Source organism: Protofrankia sp. BMG5.30 (genome assembly GCF_001983005.1).
In the GTDB taxonomy this organism is placed as follows: domain Bacteria; phylum Actinomycetota; class Actinomycetes; order Frankiales; family Frankiaceae; genus Protofrankia; species Protofrankia coriariae.
Genome location: NZ_MOME01000013.1, coordinates 73,186 through 93,366, shown reverse-complemented (window position 1 = coordinate 93,366; position 20,181 = coordinate 73,186). Strand labels below are relative to the sequence as shown.

Here is a 20,181-nt window from a genome sequence, read left to right as displayed (position 1 = left end):
CCATGGGACGAAACCGGCCCACGGGACGAGCCGGGCGGAGCGGCACGGCCGGGCGGAGCGGCAGGCATCGGCGGCATGAGGGCGCCGGCCGGCTGACGAGCCCGCAGCCCGCCCCGGCCGGTGCGCTCACCGCCAGCCGGCCACCAGCTTGCGCACGGCCAGCCGGGCCAGTGACGCGGCGGGGATCGTCCCGCGTCCCAGGCCGATCTCCAGCAGGGTGTCGAAGAGTTCGGTGCGGTGGCTCGCGGCCGCGACGGCGGCGTCCATCAGGGTGCGATGCCGGCCGGCGAGCCCGGCCAGCAGGGTGGTGTGGCGCAGGTGCCGCCCGAGCTCACGCTCGAGGGCGTGCCGGTAGACCGCGCCGGCCGCGCCCGGCGCGGCGGTGACAGCGGTCTGGCCGGCGAGCGACCCTGACAGCAGGGCGTAGTAGATGCCCTCGCCGGTGAGCGGATTGATCAGCGACGCGGCGTCTCCGGCGAGCAGCACCGGGCCGTCGGGCTGGCGGGGCCGCCAGGTCGACAGGGGCAGGTGGTGGGCGCGCAGCGTCCCGGGATACGCGGGCTGGTCGGCAAGCATCCGGGCCAGGGTGCCGTGCAGGACGGCCCGGCCACCACCGTCGCCGCCGCCGTGCAGCTCGTCGAGCTTGGAACGCAGCATCCCGTAGCCGATGTTGGCGCGGCCATCCCCGATCGGGAACGACCAGGCGTAGGCCGGCCAGCCCTCGTCGGTCATCTCGATGAGCTGCTCGGGCGGGCGGTCGGCGGACGGCGCGTCGGCGTACCCGCGCACGGCGATGGCCAGCGCCTCCGGTGGGTTCGGCCCGATGCCCAGGGCCCGCCGGGTGGCCGAGTTCGCCCCGTCCGCCCCGATCACCACCCGGGCCCGCAAGTGACCGTTGACCACCACCGGCTCGCCCGCGCCGCCGCCCGCCGCCACCGAGCGCACCCGCTCGCGCCGCAGGACGGCTCCGCGCGCGCGGGCGGCGGCGACCAGGCGCGCGTCGAAGATCTTGCGTGGCACCACGTAGTTCGCCCGTGGGCACGGGGTCGCCACCTGCGCGCCACCCGGCGCGCGCAGCCGCATCCGGTCCACCGGCGTGAACCCGGCGGCCGCGTCCGGCACGCCGAGCGCGCGCAGAACGTCCAGGCCGTGCGGGGCGATGCCGTCACCGCAGGCCTTGTCCCGGGGGAAGTCCGCGGCGTCGAGTAGCACGACGCGGGTGCGTGGCCGCAACTGCAGCGCGCGCAGGGCGGCGGCGCAGCCGGCCGGGCCGGCGCCGACGACGAGCAGGTCGATGGTCCCGGCCGGGCCGGCCGTGGACGCCGTCCCGGACGCCGCCGTGCGGGCCGCCGCGGAAGCCGCGGTGGAGGAGACCACGGTGGAGGCCGCCGGAGAGACGGTCGCGGACGTGCTCATGCTGTCGGGAGATGTCGGTGTTGCCACATCGGCCCAGTGTCCCAGTGCGTTGGGCGCACACCCACGTGAGGAGGTTCGTACAGTTCATCAGGTGGATGCCCTTGCGCAGGTGGACGCCTGGCCGGTGGAGAACGCGGCCGTCGCGGTGCTGCTCTCCGGAGGTTCCGCGGATCCCGGCGGTCCTGCCGGTTCCAGCGGTCCTGACGGTTCCAGCACGGCCGCCGGCACCGGCGATGCCCTCGGCGCGGTCACGGTCGCCGGGTCGGTCGGGGACGCGGACAGGCTGTTCCGGCTGGCGTCRGTGTCGAAGCTGCTGTCCGCCTACGCGGTGCTGATCGCCGTGGAGGAAGGGGTCTTCGCTCTCGACGATCCGGCGGGCCCGCCGGGTTCGACCGTCGCGCACCTGCTCGCCCACACCTCGGGTCTGGAGTTCGCCGGCAGCCGGCTGCTGGCCGAGCCCGGGGCGCGACGGGTCTACTCGAACACCGGTTTCGAGATCCTCGGGGAGACGCTCGAGAAGGCGTCCGGGATCGCCTTCCCCGACTACCTGGCCGAGTCCGTGTTCGCGCCGCTGGGGATGGGCTCCTCCGAGCTACGGGGTTCGCCCGCACACGCGGTGTGGTCGAACCTGCACGACATAATCCGTTTCGCCGCCGAGTTGCTGGCGCCGCGCCTGCTGGCCCCCGCCACCTTCGCGCTGGCGACGTCGGTGGCCTTCCCCGGTCTCATTGGTGTGCTGCCGGGCTTCGGCGCGCAGAAGCCGAACGACTGGGGGCTCGGTTTCGAGATCCGCGGCGGGAAGCAGCCGCACTGGACGGGCAGCACCAACTCGCCCGCCACGTTCGGCCACTTCGGCCGGAGCGGGACGTTCCTGTGGGTGGATCCCGTGCCGCGAGCGGCCTGCGTGGCCCTGACCGACCGCGAGTTCGGCACCTGGGCAGCGCAGGCGTGGCCGGTGCTGTCCGACGACGTGGTGGCCGCCGTCCGCGCGGACGGTATCCCGCGCTGAGCGTGTTACCCGTGCCGGCGCGCTCCCGCGTCCGTCGGGGGCCGGGCGCCGAGCGGATCCCGCCGCCCGGCCGGTACAACGGGCGTGCCAGGCGTGACGGCGCCGAGCTTTTGGGTAGTTAGCACTGGTGGCTAACCCGATCAGTGCGGTCCGCTTCGGGGCACGGAAGGCGTCCGACGCCGCGGGTTCCGTGCGCCGCAGAAGACCCTTCGTCGACCATGCCGTACGCGGCTACCGCCGGTATGCCGAGGACGGCGGTGACCGACTCGCGGCGGCTGCCACGTATTTCGCCTTCCTGTCCTTCTTCCCGCTGGTGGCGCTGGCCTTCTCGATCACGGGGTTCGTGGTCGACGCGTATCCGAACGTCCAGCAGGAACTGGTCAACCAGATCAACAGTTATCTGCCGGGGATGGCGGACAAGCTCGACATCGCCAGTATCGGCAACTCGAAGGTCGGGGTCGGCCTGATCGGTCTGGCCGGTCTGCTGCTGGCCGGGCTGGCCTGGATCAACGCGCTGCGGGACRCCATCCGGATCATCTGGCACCAGAGCGTGGACGTCGGCAACGCGCTGGTGCGCCGGCTGCGGGACCTCGGCGTCCTCGTCGGGCTCGGGCTGATCGTGTTCGCGTCCATCGCGGTGACCAGTGTCATCACCTCGGTGTCGGGGACGTTCCTGGAGGGGATCGGCCTGTCCGGGAGCACCGCGGCGACGGTGCTGACCACGCTGCTCGCCCTCGGCATCGCGCTGGCGCTGGACGTGACGGTCTTTCTGTGTCTGTTCCTCTGGCTGCCGTCGATCACCGACCGTCGCCGAGCGGTGCGCGGAGCCCTGCTCGGCGCCGTCGGCGTGGAGAGCCTCAAACTGCTCGGCACCTGGCTGGTCGGGATGATGACCGACAACCCCGTGTACGGGACGTTCGCGGTGATTGTCGGTCTGCTCATCTGGATCAACATCGTGCTGCGCTGGACCCTCCTGGTCGCGGCGTGGACGGTGACCGCCCCCTACGACTCCGACGTCGTCCCGTCCGGCACCGCCGCGACTGCCCCGGATGACGATGCCGCCGAGCCTGTTGACGCCGTCCCGGACGGCGGTGCCGGTGAGCCTGCTGACGCCGTCCCGGATGGCGGTGCCGGGGCCGCCGGGAGAGCGGCCGAACCGCCCGGTGGGCCGGCGCCCGCCGGCTCGTCGGCCGCCGGATCACCCGCTGGTGCCGTTGCGGGCTCCGTCGATGACCGGGTGGACGCGCCAGCGCCCCGGCCGGGGCCGTCGGCACCGTCACCGCGCGGTTGAGGCACGATCCGGACGAGCCCGGTCCGCGATGCCGTGCCCGCGACCACGGACGCGGACGGATCCCGCGTCACGGCGGGCCGCGCCGCCGTCCCGGGCCGCGTGCCGATGCCCGGAGACGGCTGCCGCGCACGATGCCGCCGGCGCAGGGTCAGCACCATGGCGAGCAGCGTCACCGCGATGGCGATCCAGGTGACCAGGCCGACGGTGTGACCGCCGCTGGACGCCTCCGCCGTGCCATGTCCGTCCGTGTTGGCCTCCTGCTGGCCCGCTTCGTTCTGGCCGGCGCCCCCGCTGCGACCGGCACCTGCCCGTGCCGGCTCGCTGGCGATCGCGTGGGCCACGTGGGCCGCGGGCTCGGCGCGTACCGCCGCGTCGGCCCTGCCCGTCAGCTGCCCGACCGCGGCGATCGAGCCGACGTGTGCGAACCCCCAGTCGAACAGGGCGCGGGCGTCGCCGGCGTACGCGGGCGCCGCCCGCAACATGGTGACGATGAGCGTGTGGTTGCCACGCCGGACCGCGCCGACGTAGGTGGCGCCCGCCGCGGCGGTGTAGCCGTTCTTGACGCCGATCGTCCCCGGATAGGAACCGAGCAGGTCGTTGTGGTTCTGGATCTCGAAGGACACGCCGCCCCGGCCACGGACCGTCGCCCGCGGGATCGTCAGGAACCCCTTCACCGCGGGGCTGGTGAGAGCGGCCCGGCCCAACAGGGCAAGATCGTATGCTGATGTGGCCTGGCCGGGGGCGTCCAGGCCGGTGGGATCCCCGGCGCGGGTGGCGCGCGCGCCCAGATCCGCGGCGATCCGGTTCATCAGCGTGACCGTGGCCGCGGTACCGCCGGCGGCTTCGGCGAGCGCGGTGGCCGCGTCGTTGCCACTTGCGACGATCATGGCGGTGGCCAGCTCGGCGACGCTGTAGGTCATGCCCGGCACGAGGCCGACCCGGGTCCCGTCGACCCGCGCGGCCGCGTCGCTGACCGTCACCTGCTGGGCCAGTGGCAGCCGAGGCAGCACGGCGAGCGCGGTCAGGATCTTCAGTGTGCTTGCCGGCGGGTACTGGCCGTGCGCGTCCCGCGCCGCGAGCACCGCGCCGCTGTCGGCGTCGGYGACGAGCCAGGCGGCGGCCGTGACCTGCGGGGGAGGCGGCAGTGCCTGCGGACTGACCGCCACACCGCGACTGTCGAGCGCCGGGCCACCGAGAGTGTCCGGCGGGGATGCCGGAGGCGGCGGTGCGGGCAGCGAGGAGGGTGCGGGAGGCAGTGGGGACGGTGAGGGTGCCGGTACGGGGGGAGTCGGTGGCGGCGCCACCGCGGTTGCGGCAACCGGCCCGGCGGCCGGGACTCCGACGATCAGCCACCCCGCCAGGGCCGCCACCAGGATCACCACCAGGGGCGGGAAAGCCGGCAGGCGGATGGGCCGGACCAGGGCCAGGCGGCCCGTCGCTGGCGTCCTGAAGCGTCGGCGAGTCCGAAGCATCCAGCCAAGTTACTGTCGGTCACTCCACCGCGGCCGCAGAAGCCCCGCCGTGTCGCCCTCCAACCACTGCCACAGCGCCCACATACCATGATCTACATACCGTGGTCGACGTGTGCCGTCCGCTGGACGTGATCCCCCCTTTGGGCGTCGGCGCGGGTGGGTTGTCGTTTCGCTATAGGGTGTGTTGATGTCAACGGAGGAGTCCGGGGTGAGCGGGCCCCGGTCCGGCTATCGCACCGACTCGGTGGCTGCCGAGGCAAGAGAAGCGCCCGACGGTACGCCTGTCCGCCTCGCCGGCCGGGTGGTGCTCTGGCGTCGGATGGGCGGCCTGATCTTCGGGCACATCCAGGACCGCAGCGGGCGTGTCCAGGTCTCCCTGTCCAGGGACGAGCTGGGCGCGGACACCATCAGGGAGTGGTCCCGCGCGCTGAAGATCGGCGATTTCGTCGGGGTCGCCGGCCGCCTCTACACCACCCGTCGTGGTGAGCGGACGGTAGCGGTATCCGATCTCACCGTGCTCAACCGGACGGCGCGCGCGTTGCCGGACAAATGGCAGGGCCTGTCGAACGTGGAGGCCCGCTACCGCCGCCGCTATCTCGRCCTGCTGGTCAACGACGAGTCCCGGGCGCGGTTCCGGACCAGGGCGAAGGCGATCCAGCGGATCCGCCGGTTCCTCGACGACAACGACTTCCTCGAGGTCGAGACGCCGATCCTGCAGGAGGCGGCCTCCGGCGCCGCCGCCCGGCCGTTCGTCACCCACCACAACGCGCTCGACGAGGACTTCTACCTGCGGATCTCACCGGAGACGTTCCTCAAGCGCGTCGTCGTCGGCTCCTTCGACCGCGTCTACGAGCTCGGCCGCAATTTCCGCAACGAAGGCATGGACTCCTCCCACCTCCAGGAGTTCACGATGCTGGAGTGGTATGCCGCCTACTGGGACTACCGCGACAACATGGCCTTCGTCCGCGAGCTGATCCTGGCGGTGCTCGACGACGTCCTCGGCACTCGTACCGTCACCTACGAGGGCGTGAAGCTGGACTTCGGCGCCGACTGGCCGGAGCTGGACTACCGGGCCGAGGTCGCCCGGCGCACCGGCATCGACCTCGCCGTGGTACGCGACCTGCCGACCCTGCGGGAGCGGGTCGCCGGCCTCGGGCTGGACGTCGAGAACGCGCCGTCGTACGCGGCACTCGTCGACCTGCTGTACAAGAAGACGGTCCGGCCCGGGCTCGTCCAGCCGTGCTTCCTGGTGCACCACCCGGCGGAGCTGGTGCCGCTGGCCCGGCGCAGCGACGACGACCCCACCCGGCTCGACATGTTCCAGGTCGTGGTAAACGGTTGGGAGATCGTCAAGGCGTACTCGGAGCTGGTCGACCCGGCCGAGCAGCGAACCCGGCTGGAGGAGCAGGCCGAACTGCGCGAGGCCGGCGACGACGAGACCATGATGCTGGAGGAGGACTTCATCGAGGCGATGGAGTACGGGATGCCACCGATGTCCGGCCTCGGCCTCGGCATCGACCGGTTCACCGCCCTGCTCACCGACGCGCCCACCCTGCGCGACGTCGTCCTCTTCCCCACCATGCGCGGCGCCAGAAAAGGCCAGCACACCCCCGACGACCAGGCTGCTCCCGACGCCGACRCCGACGCCGACGCCGACGCCTGACCAGGGCCAGGCTTGGCTTCGGCTCCCGGCCCGGCGAACGGACGCGCCACCAGGCGCCGGCCACCGGAGAAGATCGTCGAAAGTTTGTCGCTGTGTACGCTGTTTCGCCTGAAAAGCGTGCACAACGACAAACTCGTTCAGATCATGGCCCGTGTGGGCGGCCGCGGGCAGGAGCCATGCCGGCTGACCGAGAGCGCTGATCGGACAATGTCCCAGGTCAGGGGTCCCAGGTCGGGAGTCCTAGGTCAGGGCGCCGAGGGCGTCGTCGAGGCCTTCCAGGTCGCTCAGAGGGATTGGCGTCCAGCGGTGTTCGCCGGCTCCTGGTGCGCCGGCCGCCCGACCGCCGGCCGCCGTGTCAGCCGTGTCGACATCATCGCCGCTGGCGTTCTCGCCATCCCTGCGCGTGTTGTCCGTGGGGATGTTGTCCGTGGAGATGTCGTCCCCGGGCGCGTCGTCCGCCGGTGTGCCCGGACGGGGTGGTGCCGGCTGCGATCCGTGACCGGCTCCGGCCGGATCGACGGGGGCGGTGCCGCCCCGGGCGGTACGAGCCGCGTGCGGCGCCACCGGTGTCACCCCGACGGCGCTCAGGGCCGGCCACAGGGAGGCGAGCGCGGCGTCCGGATCGATCTCGAACTCCGACTGGCGGATCCGCCAGAAGCGCCAGCCAGCCCGGCGCAGCTCCCGCTCGCGGGCGAACTCGTGGGCGATCCGCTCGGGCGGCACGGCGGTGTCCGCGTCGCACTCGACCGCGAGGCGGGCGCGTCCGCCGGCCACCACCAGGTCGACGCGCCGGCCGTTCACCTCGACCTGGGGCCACACCAGATAGCCGCGTTCGCGCAGGGCACGGAAGACCCGTTGCTCGAAGAGGGTGTCGAAGCGAGGGTGCGGGATGTCCGGGCGGACGTCGCGCGGCACGGGAACGGACGCGGACACGGCGGGGGCCGGGCCGGCGTCCACCCCGACGGTGACGGACGGCCGCACGGACGTCTGTGACAGGACGTAACTGAGATAGTTGTGCCGCAGGTCGGTCGACTCCAGGTCGCCCGTGGTCACCGAGTGGAACAGCCACACCTGGTCGCGGGCACGGGAGGTGGCCACGTTGAACCTGCGCTGGTACTCCAGCCGGGTCAGCGACGGCGTGGGGGTGTCGGGCGCGACGACCATCGACAGGAAGACCACGTCCCGTTCGTCGCCCTGGAAGTCCGGTGGGGTCCCGACGCGCAGCCGCCGGCGCTGCTGCTCGGCCGGGGACATCCGGCTGATCAGTTTGCCGCGGATCAGCTCCGCCTGGGCGCTGCCCTGCAGCACGACGACGCCGAAGGTCAGCCCGTCGTAGCGGGGGTCGTCGGCGCAGGCCAGCACCTGGGTCACCAGCGCCTCGGCCTCGGCCGCGTTGCGCAGCCCGCCGGCGACACCGGAGGTGACCGCACCCGGGACGTGGCACGACCGCAGCGGCGGCAGCCGGTCCGCGCCGAACTGGCGCAGTGGCACCAGCGGGGCGTCCCGGTAGAACAGCGCGGACGACCACTCGATGATCTCCGGCATGCAGCGGAAGTGCTCGCGCAGCCGGATGACCTCGCCGAACCTCGTCCGCAGCAGGGTGAACAGGCTGGACCGGGGGGTGAACGCGATGCGCAGCCAGCCCGGCACGTCGGGCAGCAGCGTGTCGAGACGCTGGAAGACCGGTTCCAGCTCCTCGAAACTCGCCTCCGCCGGGGTGCACTGCCGGTCGTCACCGACCACGATCACGCGGGGCGCCAGCCACAGCAGGAACAGGCTGTCCAGCCCCGCCTGGCTGCCCTCGTCCACGATCACCACGTCGAAACAGTCCCGGACGGCGGGAATGGTCGACAGCACCTCGCCGATCGGCATGATCCAGGCGGGGACGGCGGTCTGGGCGACCCGCATCGCCTCCCGGGCGGCCTGCCGGTACCGCTGCGCGTAGCGGCCGGTGAACTTGCCGCCCGCGGCGACCGCGTCGGCGTAGGAACGCAGCGCCGCGGACTGCTCGGCGCCCATCCGCCCAAGGCAGTGCTTCCAGGCGAGCGCGCCGGCGAGCTCGGCGGTGGCGGCGGCGAGGGCGTCCTCGGCGGCGTCGAGCTCGGCCTCGACGTCGGTCTCACCAGCCGCCGTCCGCGAGCGTTCCAGCCAGGTCGCCGCGCAGGCCCACGCCCATGCCGCGGGGAAGGAGGCGATCCGCTGATCCCATTCGGCCGCGTCCGCGTCGCCCGGACGGCTGCCGGCTGCCGGCTCGGTGTTACGGAGCGTATCTACCGTTCCGGCATCCGATGTCCCGGCCGCGGCCTTGGCGCCGTCGGCCGTACCCGGCGCCAGGCTCTCCAGCAGGACGGCCAGGGCCGGGTGCGCGTCCCGTACGCGCGCCAGCAGAGTCACGCAGCGCCGCTCCGCGTCCCGTTCGCTGTCGGCCGCCTCGAGCGCGCCCCGGGCCGCCTTGTAGGCGGTGACGTCGCGGGCGGCCAGCGCGTCCGCGAGCGTGCCCAGCTCCGGTGCGGCCGTCCCGGTCCTGGCCGCCGCCAGGTAACGGCTGTGGATACGGCTGAGATCCGCGGTGGCGGCGGTGGCATGTTGACGCAGCCGGACATCCTCGACCGCGGCGGCAAGATCCCGGCAGGCCCTGGCGCCGGTGAGCGTGACGCCGAGGGAGCCGCCGGCGGTGGCCAGAGCGCCCGTGCCGGCAGCACCCGGGACGTCCGGCATGCCGGGGTGGCCGGGGACGCCGAAGGAGGCCAGGACACCAAGGACGCGGTCGCGCGCGCCACGGGCCCGGTCGACCGCGGCGAGGGCGTCGGCCAGATCGTGCAGGCGGGCCAGGCGCACCTCGGGAGCGGCGTCCGGGTCGATGTGTACGTCCACCAGCGCCCAGGCGTTGCTCGCCGTCTCCAGGCAGACCTGTGCGGTCAGCCGGGCGAGCACCGCGTCGAGCAGGTCGGGGGTGCGCGGGGGGACACCGTCGACGGTCGCCTCCGTGAGCAGCAGGGCCGCGTTCTTCTGGGCCTTCGACGGGAAGACGGCGCGCAGACCGTGGCCGGCCGCCAGGTGGGCCCGCAGCGCCTCGCCGTGGGCGAGCAGCACCTGCGCGTTCGCGGGCCCCCGCTCGGTCAGCGCGGGCAGGACGACCGTGCGCAGCCCGACCCGCTCGAGCGCGCTGGCGGCCTGCTCGACGGCCGGCGCGGTCGAAGCGATCTTCGTCCACAGCACGGTGTCACGGCCGGCGAGGGCGTCGTCGAGCGCCGTCCGCACCCACGCCCAGCGGCCCTGGTGGCCCGCCACCAGGGCCAGCGCGTCGGTCAGCTCCGCGGCGACCGCCCGCAGGGCGTCCACCTGCGCCGGAGACAGCCCGGCAAGCCGGTCGGCGAGGGCGGCGACCGGCTCGGCAAGGGTGACCGTGCTGTCGTGGGCGACCGAGGAGGCGGCCCGTTCGGCGGCCAGCAGCTGGCGGATCGTGCCGGTCGGGACCAGCAGGTCCGGATCGGTCAGGCCCTGGGCGAGCCGGCGGGCCCGGGCAGGCGTGCGGGAGCGCAGCACGGCGAGCAGTTCGGCCGCCTCGGCGGCGTCCAGGGGCGCCGGCGGCGGCCCGCCGCGCTCGCCGTGGCTGTCGCGTCCACCGTGATCGTCGCTGGCAGGTACCGGGCCGCACCCGCCAGCAGCACCGCCGCCGCCGTATCCCCTGTCACTGTCGGTGACATGACCGCCAGGGCTGGCGCTGTCCTGGCCACCGCCGGTGGCGGGCCAGGGCACGGGGGTGGGGAGCCAGCCGTGGGCGGCGCGCTCGTCCCGGACCCGCGCCGCGATCCGGGCCAGGGTGCCCTCCCAGCCCGGCGCCACCCGCGAGCCGTCATGGTGGGCACCTTCGGCCGCGCGCAGCCGCTGGATCCGTTCGGCCAGTTCGGCCCGGCGGGCGGCGGCGTCGTCCCGCCGGGAGCGCAGCCGCGCGATCCGCCGGTCGTGGTCGTCCGGCCGGAAGGCGGCCTTCTCCGCCGCGAGCGCGCTGATGCTCACCGCGAGCTCGGTCGAACCGGTGTCGTCGAGGTCGGTGAGTGACACGCACAGCCGTTGCAGCTCCGGGGGCATCTTCTCCCGCAGCACCCGCAGCGCCTGCGCCTTCTGGCTGGTGACCAGCACCCGCTTGCCCTCGGCGAGCAGCGCGGACATCAGGTTGGCGATCGTGTGGGTCTTGCCCGTCCCGGGCGGCCCTTCCACCACGACACCGTTGTCCCGGCGCAGACGTTCCATCACGTGGGCCTGCTCCGGGTTCGCAGGCAGCGGGAACAGCGGCGCGGTGCCGCCCGGGCCGGGCGGGCCGTCCAGGCTGTCCGGGCCGGCCCGGACAGCACCGTCGGGCGCCGCGTCCGCGGCCAGCCAGGCCAGGCGTTCGTCGGCCTCCAGCGTCTCGACCAGCTGCACCAGGCCGAGCGGCGGCGGGCCGTCGCCGCGCAGCGCGTCCAGCATCTGGTCGTAGTAGTTCAGCAGCGCCGCCCGGCCGCGGGCGCGCAGCACCAGCGCCGGGGCGAAGGTCACCTGCGGGCGTGGGCCGGCCGGCCGCGCCGCCGGCTGCCAGGACGGCGAGTAGCCGTCGGTGGACACGTCCACGGCAAGGGTCAGCCAGTCCCGCAGCGCCCGCTCGTCCTCGGAGCCGAGGGGGACCGCGGGGCGGCCGCGCAGCCGCTCGTGCAGCGCGTTGGTCCGTTCCGGCCGGAACGCCGCCACCCCGTCGAGCAGGCTGCCGTCCTCCAGCCGGGTCGTGGCCTCGGCGGGCAGCCGCAGGCGGATGGTGGAGCTGGTCGTGTCGATCTCCACCAGCAGCCTGGTCGCGAGCAGGTGATGGCGGACCTCGACGGCAGCAGGCGGCGGGCCGCCCGTCGCGGGCGGGCGTGCCGCCGCCGGGCCGAGCGGGGGCCGGCCCGGCATCGTCGCCGACGTGATCGTTGCCGACGTGCCGAGCGAGGGCATGCCGGTTGTGGACGGGCCGGGTGCGGCAGACGGGCGCGCCGTGGACGCCGATGCCGGGGGCGGGGCCGGGGTCGGGGTCGGGGTCGGGGCGTGCCAGGACAGCAGGCCGGTGCAGAGCACCAGCTCGAGCGCGTCGCCCTCCTGCGCCAGGCGCTGCGCCACCGTGTGCAGGACGTTGTGCAGGGCCCGCCGGTCGGCGTCCGCGCGGGCCCTGGTCGCCCAGATCCGCCAGGCCGGCAGCCACTGCGCGTAGGCGGCCTGAACCTCGGGCGCGTCCGCGAGCCGGATGGTTTCGGTGATCTCACGCTGGATGCCGTCCGGCCGCAGCTCGACGCGGGTCCGCGGGCCGATCTCGCGCAGCGGCGGGAACTCCTCGACCGGCTCGCCCGGTTCGGCCATGACGACCCAGCCGGTGAGCTGGCCGGGCAGCGCCGGCGGCGGTGGCAGAGCCGCCGCGGCGGGCGCGGACAGCAGCACCTCGCCGGGGCCGGCCTGCTCGAACAGGGACAGGCCGTCCGGAAGGTTGTCGAGCCACACCACGACGGGATGCTCGTCGACCGTGGTGACCCGCGGCGCCTGGGCCAGGGCGATCTCCCGCAGGAACCGGACCAGGCGATGGCACCGGTCGGTCAGCGCGGCCCGGCGCCGGTCGTCGAGGCGGCGTCCGGCGTGGGCCGCCGGCCCGCCACCGCTTTCCCCGCCGGGCTGTCCCGCACCGAACCGTTCCTCGCCGTGCTGCCCCGCTCGCCCTTCACGACGCCGCCCGTCGCCGGGCCGCTCGTCGTGATGAGGCTCGTCGTGATGGCGTGGCTGGCGGACAGCCGTTTGTTCGGTCATAGTCCTCTCCGGACGCGACAGCCCCACGGGCTCCTCCGATGGCCGGATGCGCACACCGGCGGACACACCCCGTTGCGGCAATGCCCATAATGACCCGTCCCACCAGGAGGCGGTCATGCCGGGTGGCGTCGCGGGCGAGCGGCGGCGGGAGCCAGCCGAAGAGCGCCGGTGGCCAGGCCCGGCAGGCCGCCGTGTGTGCGAGCGCGCGGGTGCGACAACATACCCAGCTGTGAGCTCACGGTTTCTTGCGGACCTGCACATCCACTCCAAGTACTCACGGGCCTGTAGCCGTGACTGCGACCTGGAGCATCTTGCCTGGTGGGCGGCGCGCAAGGGGATCCAGGTGATCGGCACCGGGGACTTCACCCACCCAGCCTGGTCGCAGGAGATCGCCACCAAGCTCGTGCCGGCCGAACCCGGCCTGTTCCGGCTGCGTCCCGACCTCGAGGCGGACGTGCTGCGGACCCTGCCCGCGTCCTGCCGGGTGGCGACCCGGTTCATGCTCTCCACGGAGATCTCCACGATCTACAAGCGGGGGGAGCGGACCCGCAAGGTCCACCATCTTCTCTACGCTCCGAGCACCGACGCCGCGGCCCGGATCACCGCGAGCCTGGCGAAGATCGGCAATCTCGCCGCGGACGGGCGTCCCATCCTGGGCCTGGACTCGCGTGACCTGTTGGAGATCACCCTCGGCGCGGGCGACGGCTGCTACCTGATACCGGCCCACGTGTGGACGCCGTGGTTCGCGGTGCTGGGCTCCAAGTCCGGTTTCGACGCGGTCGAGGACTGCTACGTCGATCTGGCCGACCACATCTTCGCGCTGGAGACCGGCCTGTCCGCGGACCCGCCGATGTTCTGGCGGCTGTCCGGGCTCGACCGGTTCCGCCTGGTCAGCAACTCCGACGCGCACTCCCCGCCCATGCTCGGCCGGGAGGCGACCGCGTTCACCTGCGACGTCGACTACTTCGCCATGCTCGCGGCGCTGCGCACCGGGGACGGGTTCGCCGGCACGATCGAGTTCTTCCCCGAGGAGGGCAAGTACCATCTCGACGGCCACCGCAAGTGCAACGTCCGCTACGAGCCGAGTCAGACCCGGCAGGCGGACGGGCGCTGCCCGCAGTGCGGACGGCCGCTGACCGTCGGCGTCCTGCACCGGGTGGACACGCTGGCCGACCGGACCGAGGGGTTGCGCCCGCCGACCGCGGGCGAGGTGCGCTCGCTGGTGGCGCTGCCCGAGGTCGTGGGGGAGATCCTCGGGGTCGGGCCGAAGAGCAAGGCGGTGGCCGCGCAGGTCACGACGCTGACCACCCGGCTCGGCCCGGAGCTGGGGATCCTCGCCGAGGTCCCGCTGGACGCGATCGCCGAGGTCGGCTCGTCCGCGCTGGTGGAGGCGATCCGCCGGCTGCGGAACGAGGAGGTGATCCGCGAAGCCGGATATGACGGCGAGTACGGCGTCATCCGCCTCTTCCGCCCGGAGGAACTCAGCTCGGACGCGGGCACGCTGTTCGACCTCGCCGCCACCACGGCAACACCGGCCGGCACGGCAACACCGACCGGCACGGCAACGGCCCCGGGCGGCTCCCGGGCCCGCACCGCCCGCCGGGGCAGCCGCGCCGTCCGTACCGCGCTGGCACCGTCCACGGCCGCGTCCTCGCCGACGTCATCCCCGGCATCGCCGTCCGTCCGATCCGGTGCCTTATCCGCGGCCCCGCCCGCGGTGGACAGCCCCACGGGCCTGACGAGTCCGGTGTATCCGACGCAGCCGGCTCCCGGGCAGCGTGTCCCCACCGCGGACGCGCTCCCCGGCGGACCATCCTCCTGGTCGCCATCTCCCGACGGGCCCGCCGCCGGCGCGCGTCCCTCTGATGGGCCTGCCGCCGACGTGGTGGATGTGCCACCGCAGGGCGTGCCGTCCGAGGTGCCCGGCGCGTCCGCCCTGGCCGCTCTCGACGCCGAGCAGCGCGCCGCGGCAGCGGTCACGAACGGCCCGCTGTTGATCGTCGCCGGGCCGGGGACCGGCAAGACCCGCACCCTCGTCCACTCGATCGCGTACCGGGTGCGGGAGTGCGCGGTGCCGGCCGAGCAGTGCCTGGCAGTGACCTTCACCCGGCGGGCCGCGGCCGAACTGCGCGAACGGCTCGACGCCCTCATCCCGCAGCAGGCGTCGCGCGTTTTCGCGACCACCTTCCACGGCCTGGGGCTGCGGATGCTCCAGGAGCAGCACGCGCGCCTCGGCCTGGGGCCGGATGTCGCGGTCGCGGACGAGGCGGTGCGCACGCAGATCCTGCGGGAGGCGCTGGCCGGCACGGCGTCGGGGACGCGCAACCTGGAGCGACTGCGACGCGCGCTGGCCGGGCTGCGCCGCGCCCGCGCGCTCGGGGAGCCCACCGACGGGCACGAGCTGGCCGTGGTGGCGCGGGGGTACGAGCGTGAGCTGCGCGCGCGCAACCTGGTCGACCTCGACGACCTCGTCCAACTGCCCGTGCTGGCGATGCGGGAGCATCCCGAGATCGCCGACGAGTACCGGGCGCGCTGGCAGCACGTCTGGGTCGACGAGTACCAGGACGTCGACGAGTTGCAGTACGTCCTGCTGACCATGCTGGCCGGGCGCTTCGGCGACGCCTCGCCCGCCCGTCCACCGGAACCCGTGCCGGCGGCGAACCTGTGCGCGATCGGCGACCCGGACCAGGCCATCTACTCCTTCCGCGGTTCCGACGTGGGCTTCTTCCTGCGTTTCCGGGACGACTTCCGGGACGCGAAGGTGGTGTCGCTGACCCGCAACTACCGCTCCACCCCCGTGATCGTCGAGGCGGCCGTCCGCCTGATCGAACCGGCCACCCTGGTGCCCGGCCGGACCCTGCGCGCGGTCGGGGAGCATCCGCACAGCGCTCCGGTACTGCTGCGCCRCACCGCCGACGAGGCGGACGAGGCATCGGTCGTCGTGGGCCTCATCGAGGAGGCCCTGGGCGGCACGTCCTTCCACGCGCTCGACACCGGGGTGGACGGGACGGGGCAGGCCCGGCTGTCCTTCTCCGACATCGCGGTGCTCTACCGCACCGCCCGTCAGGCGCGGCCGGTGATGGACGCCCTCGACCGGCAGGGGTTCCCCTTCCAGCGCCGGTCCCACAACCGGTTCGCGGACACCCCGGGCGTCGCGTACCTGCTGGAGCTCGTCGGCGACGACACGCCGGCCGACGGGATCCCCGCGGCCCCCGTGCTCCCAGCGGACACGGTGCCGGCGCGGGGCCGCGGTGTTCTCGCACGGCTGCGGGCGGCGGCCCAGATCGCCCTCGACAACGCCGCCGGCCTGCCCGGCCGTGGCGGCCCGGCATCCTCCGGCAGCCTGCCCGGGACAGCGCCGGACGCCCGGAGCGGGCCGGCGTCACCGGCCGGGCCCGCATCGCCGCCGCCTCCGGCCGGACCGCCGAACGAGGCCGAGATCCGGTACGCGCTGGACGTCCTGACCCCGCTGGCCACCGAGTGCGGCGACGACCTGGAGCGTTTCTGTTCCGAGATCGCGCTCGGCGCGGAGGTCGACACCTTCGACCCCCGGGCGGACCGGATCTCCCTGCTGACGCTGCACGCCGCCAAGGGGCTGGAGTTCGGGTTCGTCGTCATCATCGGCTGCGAGGACGGCCTGCTGCCGTTGCGGTGGGCGGGCGCGTCCCCGGCCGGCAGCGGTGCCGGTGCGGGCGCCGGACTCACCGGGCGTGATGACGGCAGCGACGACGGTGACGAGGAGGAGCGGCGGCTGCTGTTCGTGGGCATGACCCGGGCCCGGGAGCAGCTTGTGCTCACCCATGCGGCCCGCCGTGGCCGGCAGGTGTCCGAGGTGCGGCCCTCGCCCTTCCTGGACAGCCTGGGTGCGCCGCTGCTCGAGCGCCGTTCCGGCCCGCCCCGGCCCCGCCGGGCCCGCCCGAACCAGGGCCGCCAGCTCCGGCTGATCTGACCGCTGCCCACCGTCCCGGGAGCGTTGATCGCGGACGCGCGAAGGGCCGCGAAGGGCCGCGAAGGGCTGGGAAGGGCCGCGGAGAGCCTGGTCGCGGTGCCGGCGGCCGGTCAGCGCCGGCGGAAGACCATGGCGAGGTTCCAGGTGACGACCTCCCGGACACCCGGCACCCGCAGGATCGGCCTGGTCCACGCCGGCAGGTAGCGCGGCATGGCGGCCACGACGTCGATGCCGTGGTGGCCGTGGGCCCAGGCCAGGGCGTCGGCCACCGACACCGCGAACAGGCTGCTGCCGTAGCGGTTCTTCGGCGGGGTCCCGGTGCGGCGCTCGTAGCGCCGGGCCGCGCGGTGGCCGCCGAGATAGTGCCAGGGCGCGGTTTCATGCCCGCCCCAGGGTGAGAGCCAGTTGGTGAAGCTCAGGAAGATCACCCCGCCGGGTCGGGTGACCCGCACCATCTCCTCGCACATCCGCCACGGGTCCGGCACGTGCTCCAGGACGTTCGACGAGTAGCAGATGTCCACCGAGGCGGTGGCGAACGGCATGTCCAACGCGCTGCCGAGCACCCGGCCCGGCTCCACGATGCCACCGGCGCTCAGCTCGGAGATGTCCGGCTCGACCCAGACGTAGTGGGCGCCGGCCTGCTGGAAGGCGCTGCGGAAGTAGCCGGGGCCGCCACCGACGTCCAGGACGAGCGAGCCGGCCAGCGTGGTGAAGCGGCTGAGCTGGTGCACGGAGTCGGCGGCGAGCAGCGAGTAGAAGCCGGCCGGGTCGACCGGTTCGCGCCGGGCTGCGCGGAAGAGCCGGACGGACCGCCCGATCGAGGTGCTGGCGATCGGCGCCGGCGCGCTGCCCGTGGGCGTCGCTCCAGAACGTGGCGCCCGTGCCGGGGCTGTCGGTGCCGTCTCCGGGGTTCCCGTTGGCCCGCCGCCGGCGATGGCGTGCGCATCTGGGATGGATGGGGATTCGCGCGGGGCGGACACCGTCTCGGCCATGCCGGGACACTAACACCCCCGACCGGGGCCGAAATGTGATCTTTTCGGACGTCTTCGCACGAATCGGGAAGACTTTCCGATCATCGTCCGGATGTCGGATACCAGCACCGGCGTCGGCGCCGTTCGGCCGGGACGATACGTGACACTTGTTCGTCCTTGTAAGAGCGATCGAGAGCGCGCTGGTGAACCGGACGGCCCGGCCCTCGGCCGGCCGCCATGACCCACCTGCTCGGACCACTCGGAGTGATCATGATTGAGCTGGTCGCCGGTGCCAACCGGTCGTTGCCGGACGGCGCGCTGTCCGTTCACGTGGCCGGGCCGTTCGACCTGTCGCTCCTGATTATCAGCGGGAACGGGAAGGTCGCCGGGGACGGCGACTTCGTCTTCTACAACCAGCCGTCCGCGCCCGGGGCCCGGCTGACCGATGACGGCGCCAGCATCGACCCGCCTCGGCTGCGTCCGGCGGCAACCAGGGTGGTCGTTGTCGTGAGCCCGGCCGACACCGGTGTGACGCTCGGGCAACTGCCGCCACCGGTCCTGAACGTCCGTGGCCGGGGCGGCACCCCCGTCGCGCGCTTCACCCCGCCGCGGCCACGGCAGGAGACCGTTCTGCTGCTCGCGGAGATCTACCAGCGTGGGGCCGGGTGGAAGATCCGGGCGCTCGGCCAGGGCTATTCCGACGGCCTCGCCGGGCTGGTCCGCGACTTCGGCGTTCAGGTCGACGACGACGACGGCGCCGCGCCGGCGGGCCTACCGGTGATCCCGCCACCGCCACCGGCACCGGCACGGCCGGCCGCCTCGCCCGCCGCCGGTGCGGCCGTCGGCGGGGGCACCAGGGGAGTCGATATCGGGGGAGCCGATACCAGGGGAGACGTCGTCTCGCAGGTCGTGGCATTGGTGAACGTCGAACGGGGCAGGCTGGGCCAGTCTCCGCTCACCGTGGACGCCTGCCTGCTCCTGGCGGCGCAGTGGCACAGCGAGGACATGGCGGCGAACAGCTACATGGACCATGTCAGCCTGGACGGCCGGACGATGACCGACCGTGCGACCGCGTCCGGTTACCGCTACCGGATGCTGGGTGAGAACGTCGCGGCCGGTCAGAACAGCCCGGCGGAGGTGATGGACGGCTGGATGAACAGCCCCGGCCACCGTCGGAACATCCTCAACGGGGAGTTCACCCAGATCGGGGTCGGCTACGCGCGTGGCGGTAGTTACGGCATTTACTGGACCCAGGTTTTCGGCACGCCCGCCTGACAGGGAAACCGCGGGGGAAAGCAGGCTGTCGGAGCGGTCTGTCGAGTCTGCAGGTCACCGCGGCCGGTGCGGATCGACCGGTGGCGGTGACCGGTCGATCCGGCAACCCGTGCCGGCTCGGCAGGGCTGTGGCCCATGGGGCCTGTCAGYGGTTACGGGGCCTGCTGGTAGATGTGGACGTAGTCGATGTCGACGCTGCTGGGGAACTGAGTGGCGCTGTTGGGCGCACCGCCCCAGCTGGAGGAGCCGCCCACGTCCAGGTTCACCATCAGGTACATCTTCTCCGAAGGAACCAGGCTCGTCAGGTGACCGGTCTGCACGCCGTCGATGTAGAAGGTCAGCGATCCTGGCTCCCACCTGACGGCGAAGTTGTGATAGTCGGCGCTCCAGTCCGAGTGCCTGGTCTTGAACTGGTTCTCACTGCCGTGCCTGGTGTGCAGCGTCTGGAAGATGGTCGTCTGGTCCTCACCGATGAATTCCATAATGTCGATCTCATCGAGTGTGTAGGCCGGGTTGTACAGCCAGATCGCGGGCCAGAACCCCTTGCCCTTCGGCAGCTTGGCGCGGACATCCACGTAACCGTAGGTGAAGAAGTACCGCTGGTCGCTGTTTATGATGCCGCTGGTGTACGGAAATGTCCTGCCCTTGAAGTTGTAGGGGGCCCTGCTCGCGGTCAGATGCGCCTTGCCATCGCTCTGCGTCACCGCGGACGGCGAGTAGCAGTTCTGCGAGCCGTGGTTGCCGGAGTTGGCCCCGCACTGGGCGCCCTGCCAGACGTTGGTGACCCACTTGGCGGTGTCCAGCACAGGTGCGTCGAACTCGTCGCCGAACACCAGGCGCCAACTGTCGTCGAGCCCTGGTGGCCGCGTGGCGGGAGCGGGCGCGAGCAGCAGGCGAAGCGGGTTCGCCGCCGGCGGGGCCGGGGCCTGGGCCTGCGTGGGCGCTGCCTGCTGTGCCGGCTCCGCCGTGGGCGGTGCTGACTGAGCCGGCTGACCGCCCGCGGCCGCGGACGCGCCGGGCGACGGATGCGCTGCCAGGTAGGCCTTGGCAGCCTGCTGCCCGATGGACGAGACGGACGGGGAGGACTCCGGTGACGTGGACGTGCGAGGAGCCTGGCAGCCCGCCAGGGCGACGCCCACTGGTAGTGTCAACGTCATCGCCAGGAGCCGCCACCGAGTCCTGAATCTGGACTTGGTCGGTGCGGAGGACTGAAGTCTGGGCAACACGAGTCCTTACATGTCCGGTCCCCTCCGGCGGAGGGCAGCGTAACACGCCCCTGTGCGCACACCTAGCGCCGACGAGCGACGTTCCAGCATCCTAACAGGAG

Annotated in this window: 9 protein-coding genes and 1 pseudogene; 5 read left to right on the top strand and 5 right to left on the bottom strand. The window is 73.2% G+C overall.

Features of this window, described 5'->3' with window-relative positions; genetic code table 11:
• Window positions 1-126 precede the first annotated feature (126 nt).
• Window positions 127-1,377 (bottom strand): NAD(P)/FAD-dependent oxidoreductase, encoded by a 1,251-nt coding sequence (locus tag BL254_RS08415; RefSeq protein ID WP_371390298.1) that lies wholly within the window; start codon window positions 1,375-1,377, stop codon window positions 127-129.
• Between the two features lie 130 nt (window positions 1,378-1,507).
• On the opposite strand from BL254_RS08415, the gene BL254_RS08410 reads away from it, so the two are divergent.
• Together BL254_RS08410 and BL254_RS08405 are read left to right on the top strand one after the other, a co-directional pair.
• Window positions 1,508-2,425 carry a serine hydrolase gene (locus tag BL254_RS08410; RefSeq protein ID WP_047221699.1) on the top strand — a complete coding sequence of 306 codons (918 nt, stop codon included), beginning with the start codon at window positions 1,508-1,510 and terminating at the stop codon, window positions 2,423-2,425.
• Window positions 2,426-2,552: 127 nt separating this feature from the next.
• Entirely contained in the window at window positions 2,553-3,716 is a 1,164-nt protein-coding gene (locus BL254_RS08405; RefSeq protein ID WP_076843003.1) for a YihY/virulence factor BrkB family protein, read from the top strand.
• Between the two features lie 485 nt (window positions 3,717-4,201).
• Here BL254_RS08405 and BL254_RS28235 read toward each other — a convergent pair.
• A pseudogene (locus tag BL254_RS28235) lies at window positions 4,202-5,188 on the bottom strand (D-alanyl-D-alanine carboxypeptidase family protein); the annotation flags it as partial.
• A gap of 187 nt (window positions 5,189-5,375) precedes the next feature.
• Between BL254_RS28235 and lysS the strand changes: the two are divergent.
• Complete coding sequence (lysS, locus tag BL254_RS08395) at window positions 5,376-6,851, top strand: lysine--tRNA ligase (RefSeq protein ID WP_076843001.1); 1,476 nt, start codon at window positions 5,376-5,378, stop codon at window positions 6,849-6,851.
• Between the two features lie 240 nt (window positions 6,852-7,091).
• On the opposite strand, the gene BL254_RS08390 is transcribed toward lysS, so the two are convergent.
• Window positions 7,092-12,659, bottom strand: a complete 5,568-nt coding sequence (locus BL254_RS08390; protein ID WP_076843000.1) for an AAA domain-containing protein — start codon at window positions 12,657-12,659, stop codon at window positions 7,092-7,094.
• Between the two features lie 229 nt (window positions 12,660-12,888).
• On the opposite strand from BL254_RS08390, the gene BL254_RS08385 reads away from it, so the two are divergent.
• Window positions 12,889-16,608 (top strand): UvrD-helicase domain-containing protein, encoded by a 3,720-nt coding sequence (locus BL254_RS08385; protein ID WP_076842999.1) that lies wholly within the window; start codon window positions 12,889-12,891, stop codon window positions 16,606-16,608.
• A gap of 110 nt (window positions 16,609-16,718) precedes the next feature.
• Here BL254_RS08385 and BL254_RS08380 read toward each other — a convergent pair whose 3' ends face one another.
• Window positions 16,719-17,600 (bottom strand): class I SAM-dependent methyltransferase, encoded by an 882-nt coding sequence (locus BL254_RS08380; protein WP_235433274.1) that lies wholly within the window; start codon window positions 17,598-17,600, stop codon window positions 16,719-16,721.
• Between the two features lie 249 nt (window positions 17,601-17,849).
• Between BL254_RS08380 and BL254_RS08375 the strand changes: the two genes are divergently transcribed.
• Entirely contained in the window at window positions 17,850-18,854 is a 1,005-nt protein-coding gene (locus BL254_RS08375) for a CAP domain-containing protein (protein ID WP_076843058.1), read from the top strand.
• A 152-nt stretch (window positions 18,855-19,006) separates the two neighbouring features.
• On the opposite strand, the gene BL254_RS08370 is transcribed toward BL254_RS08375, so the two are convergent.
• Complete coding sequence (locus BL254_RS08370) at window positions 19,007-20,005, bottom strand: family 16 glycosylhydrolase (protein ID WP_157180371.1); 999 nt, start codon at window positions 20,003-20,005, stop codon at window positions 19,007-19,009.
• Window positions 20,006-20,181: the final 176 nt, after the last annotated feature.

What these genes read in the sequence shown, in the direction of transcription:
- BL254_RS08390 (WP_076843000.1), bottom strand. Translation starts at nt 12,659, where the DNA reads ATGACCGAACAAACGGCTGTCCGCCAGCCACGCCATCACGACGAGCCT.
- BL254_RS08380 (WP_235433274.1), bottom strand. Translation starts at nt 17,600, where the DNA reads ATGGCCGAGACGGTGTCCGCCCCGCGCGAATCCCCATCCATCCCAGAT.
- BL254_RS08375 (WP_076843058.1), top strand. Translation starts at nt 17,850, where the DNA reads ATGATTGAGCTGGTCGCCGGTGCCAACCGGTCGTTGCCGGACGGCGCG.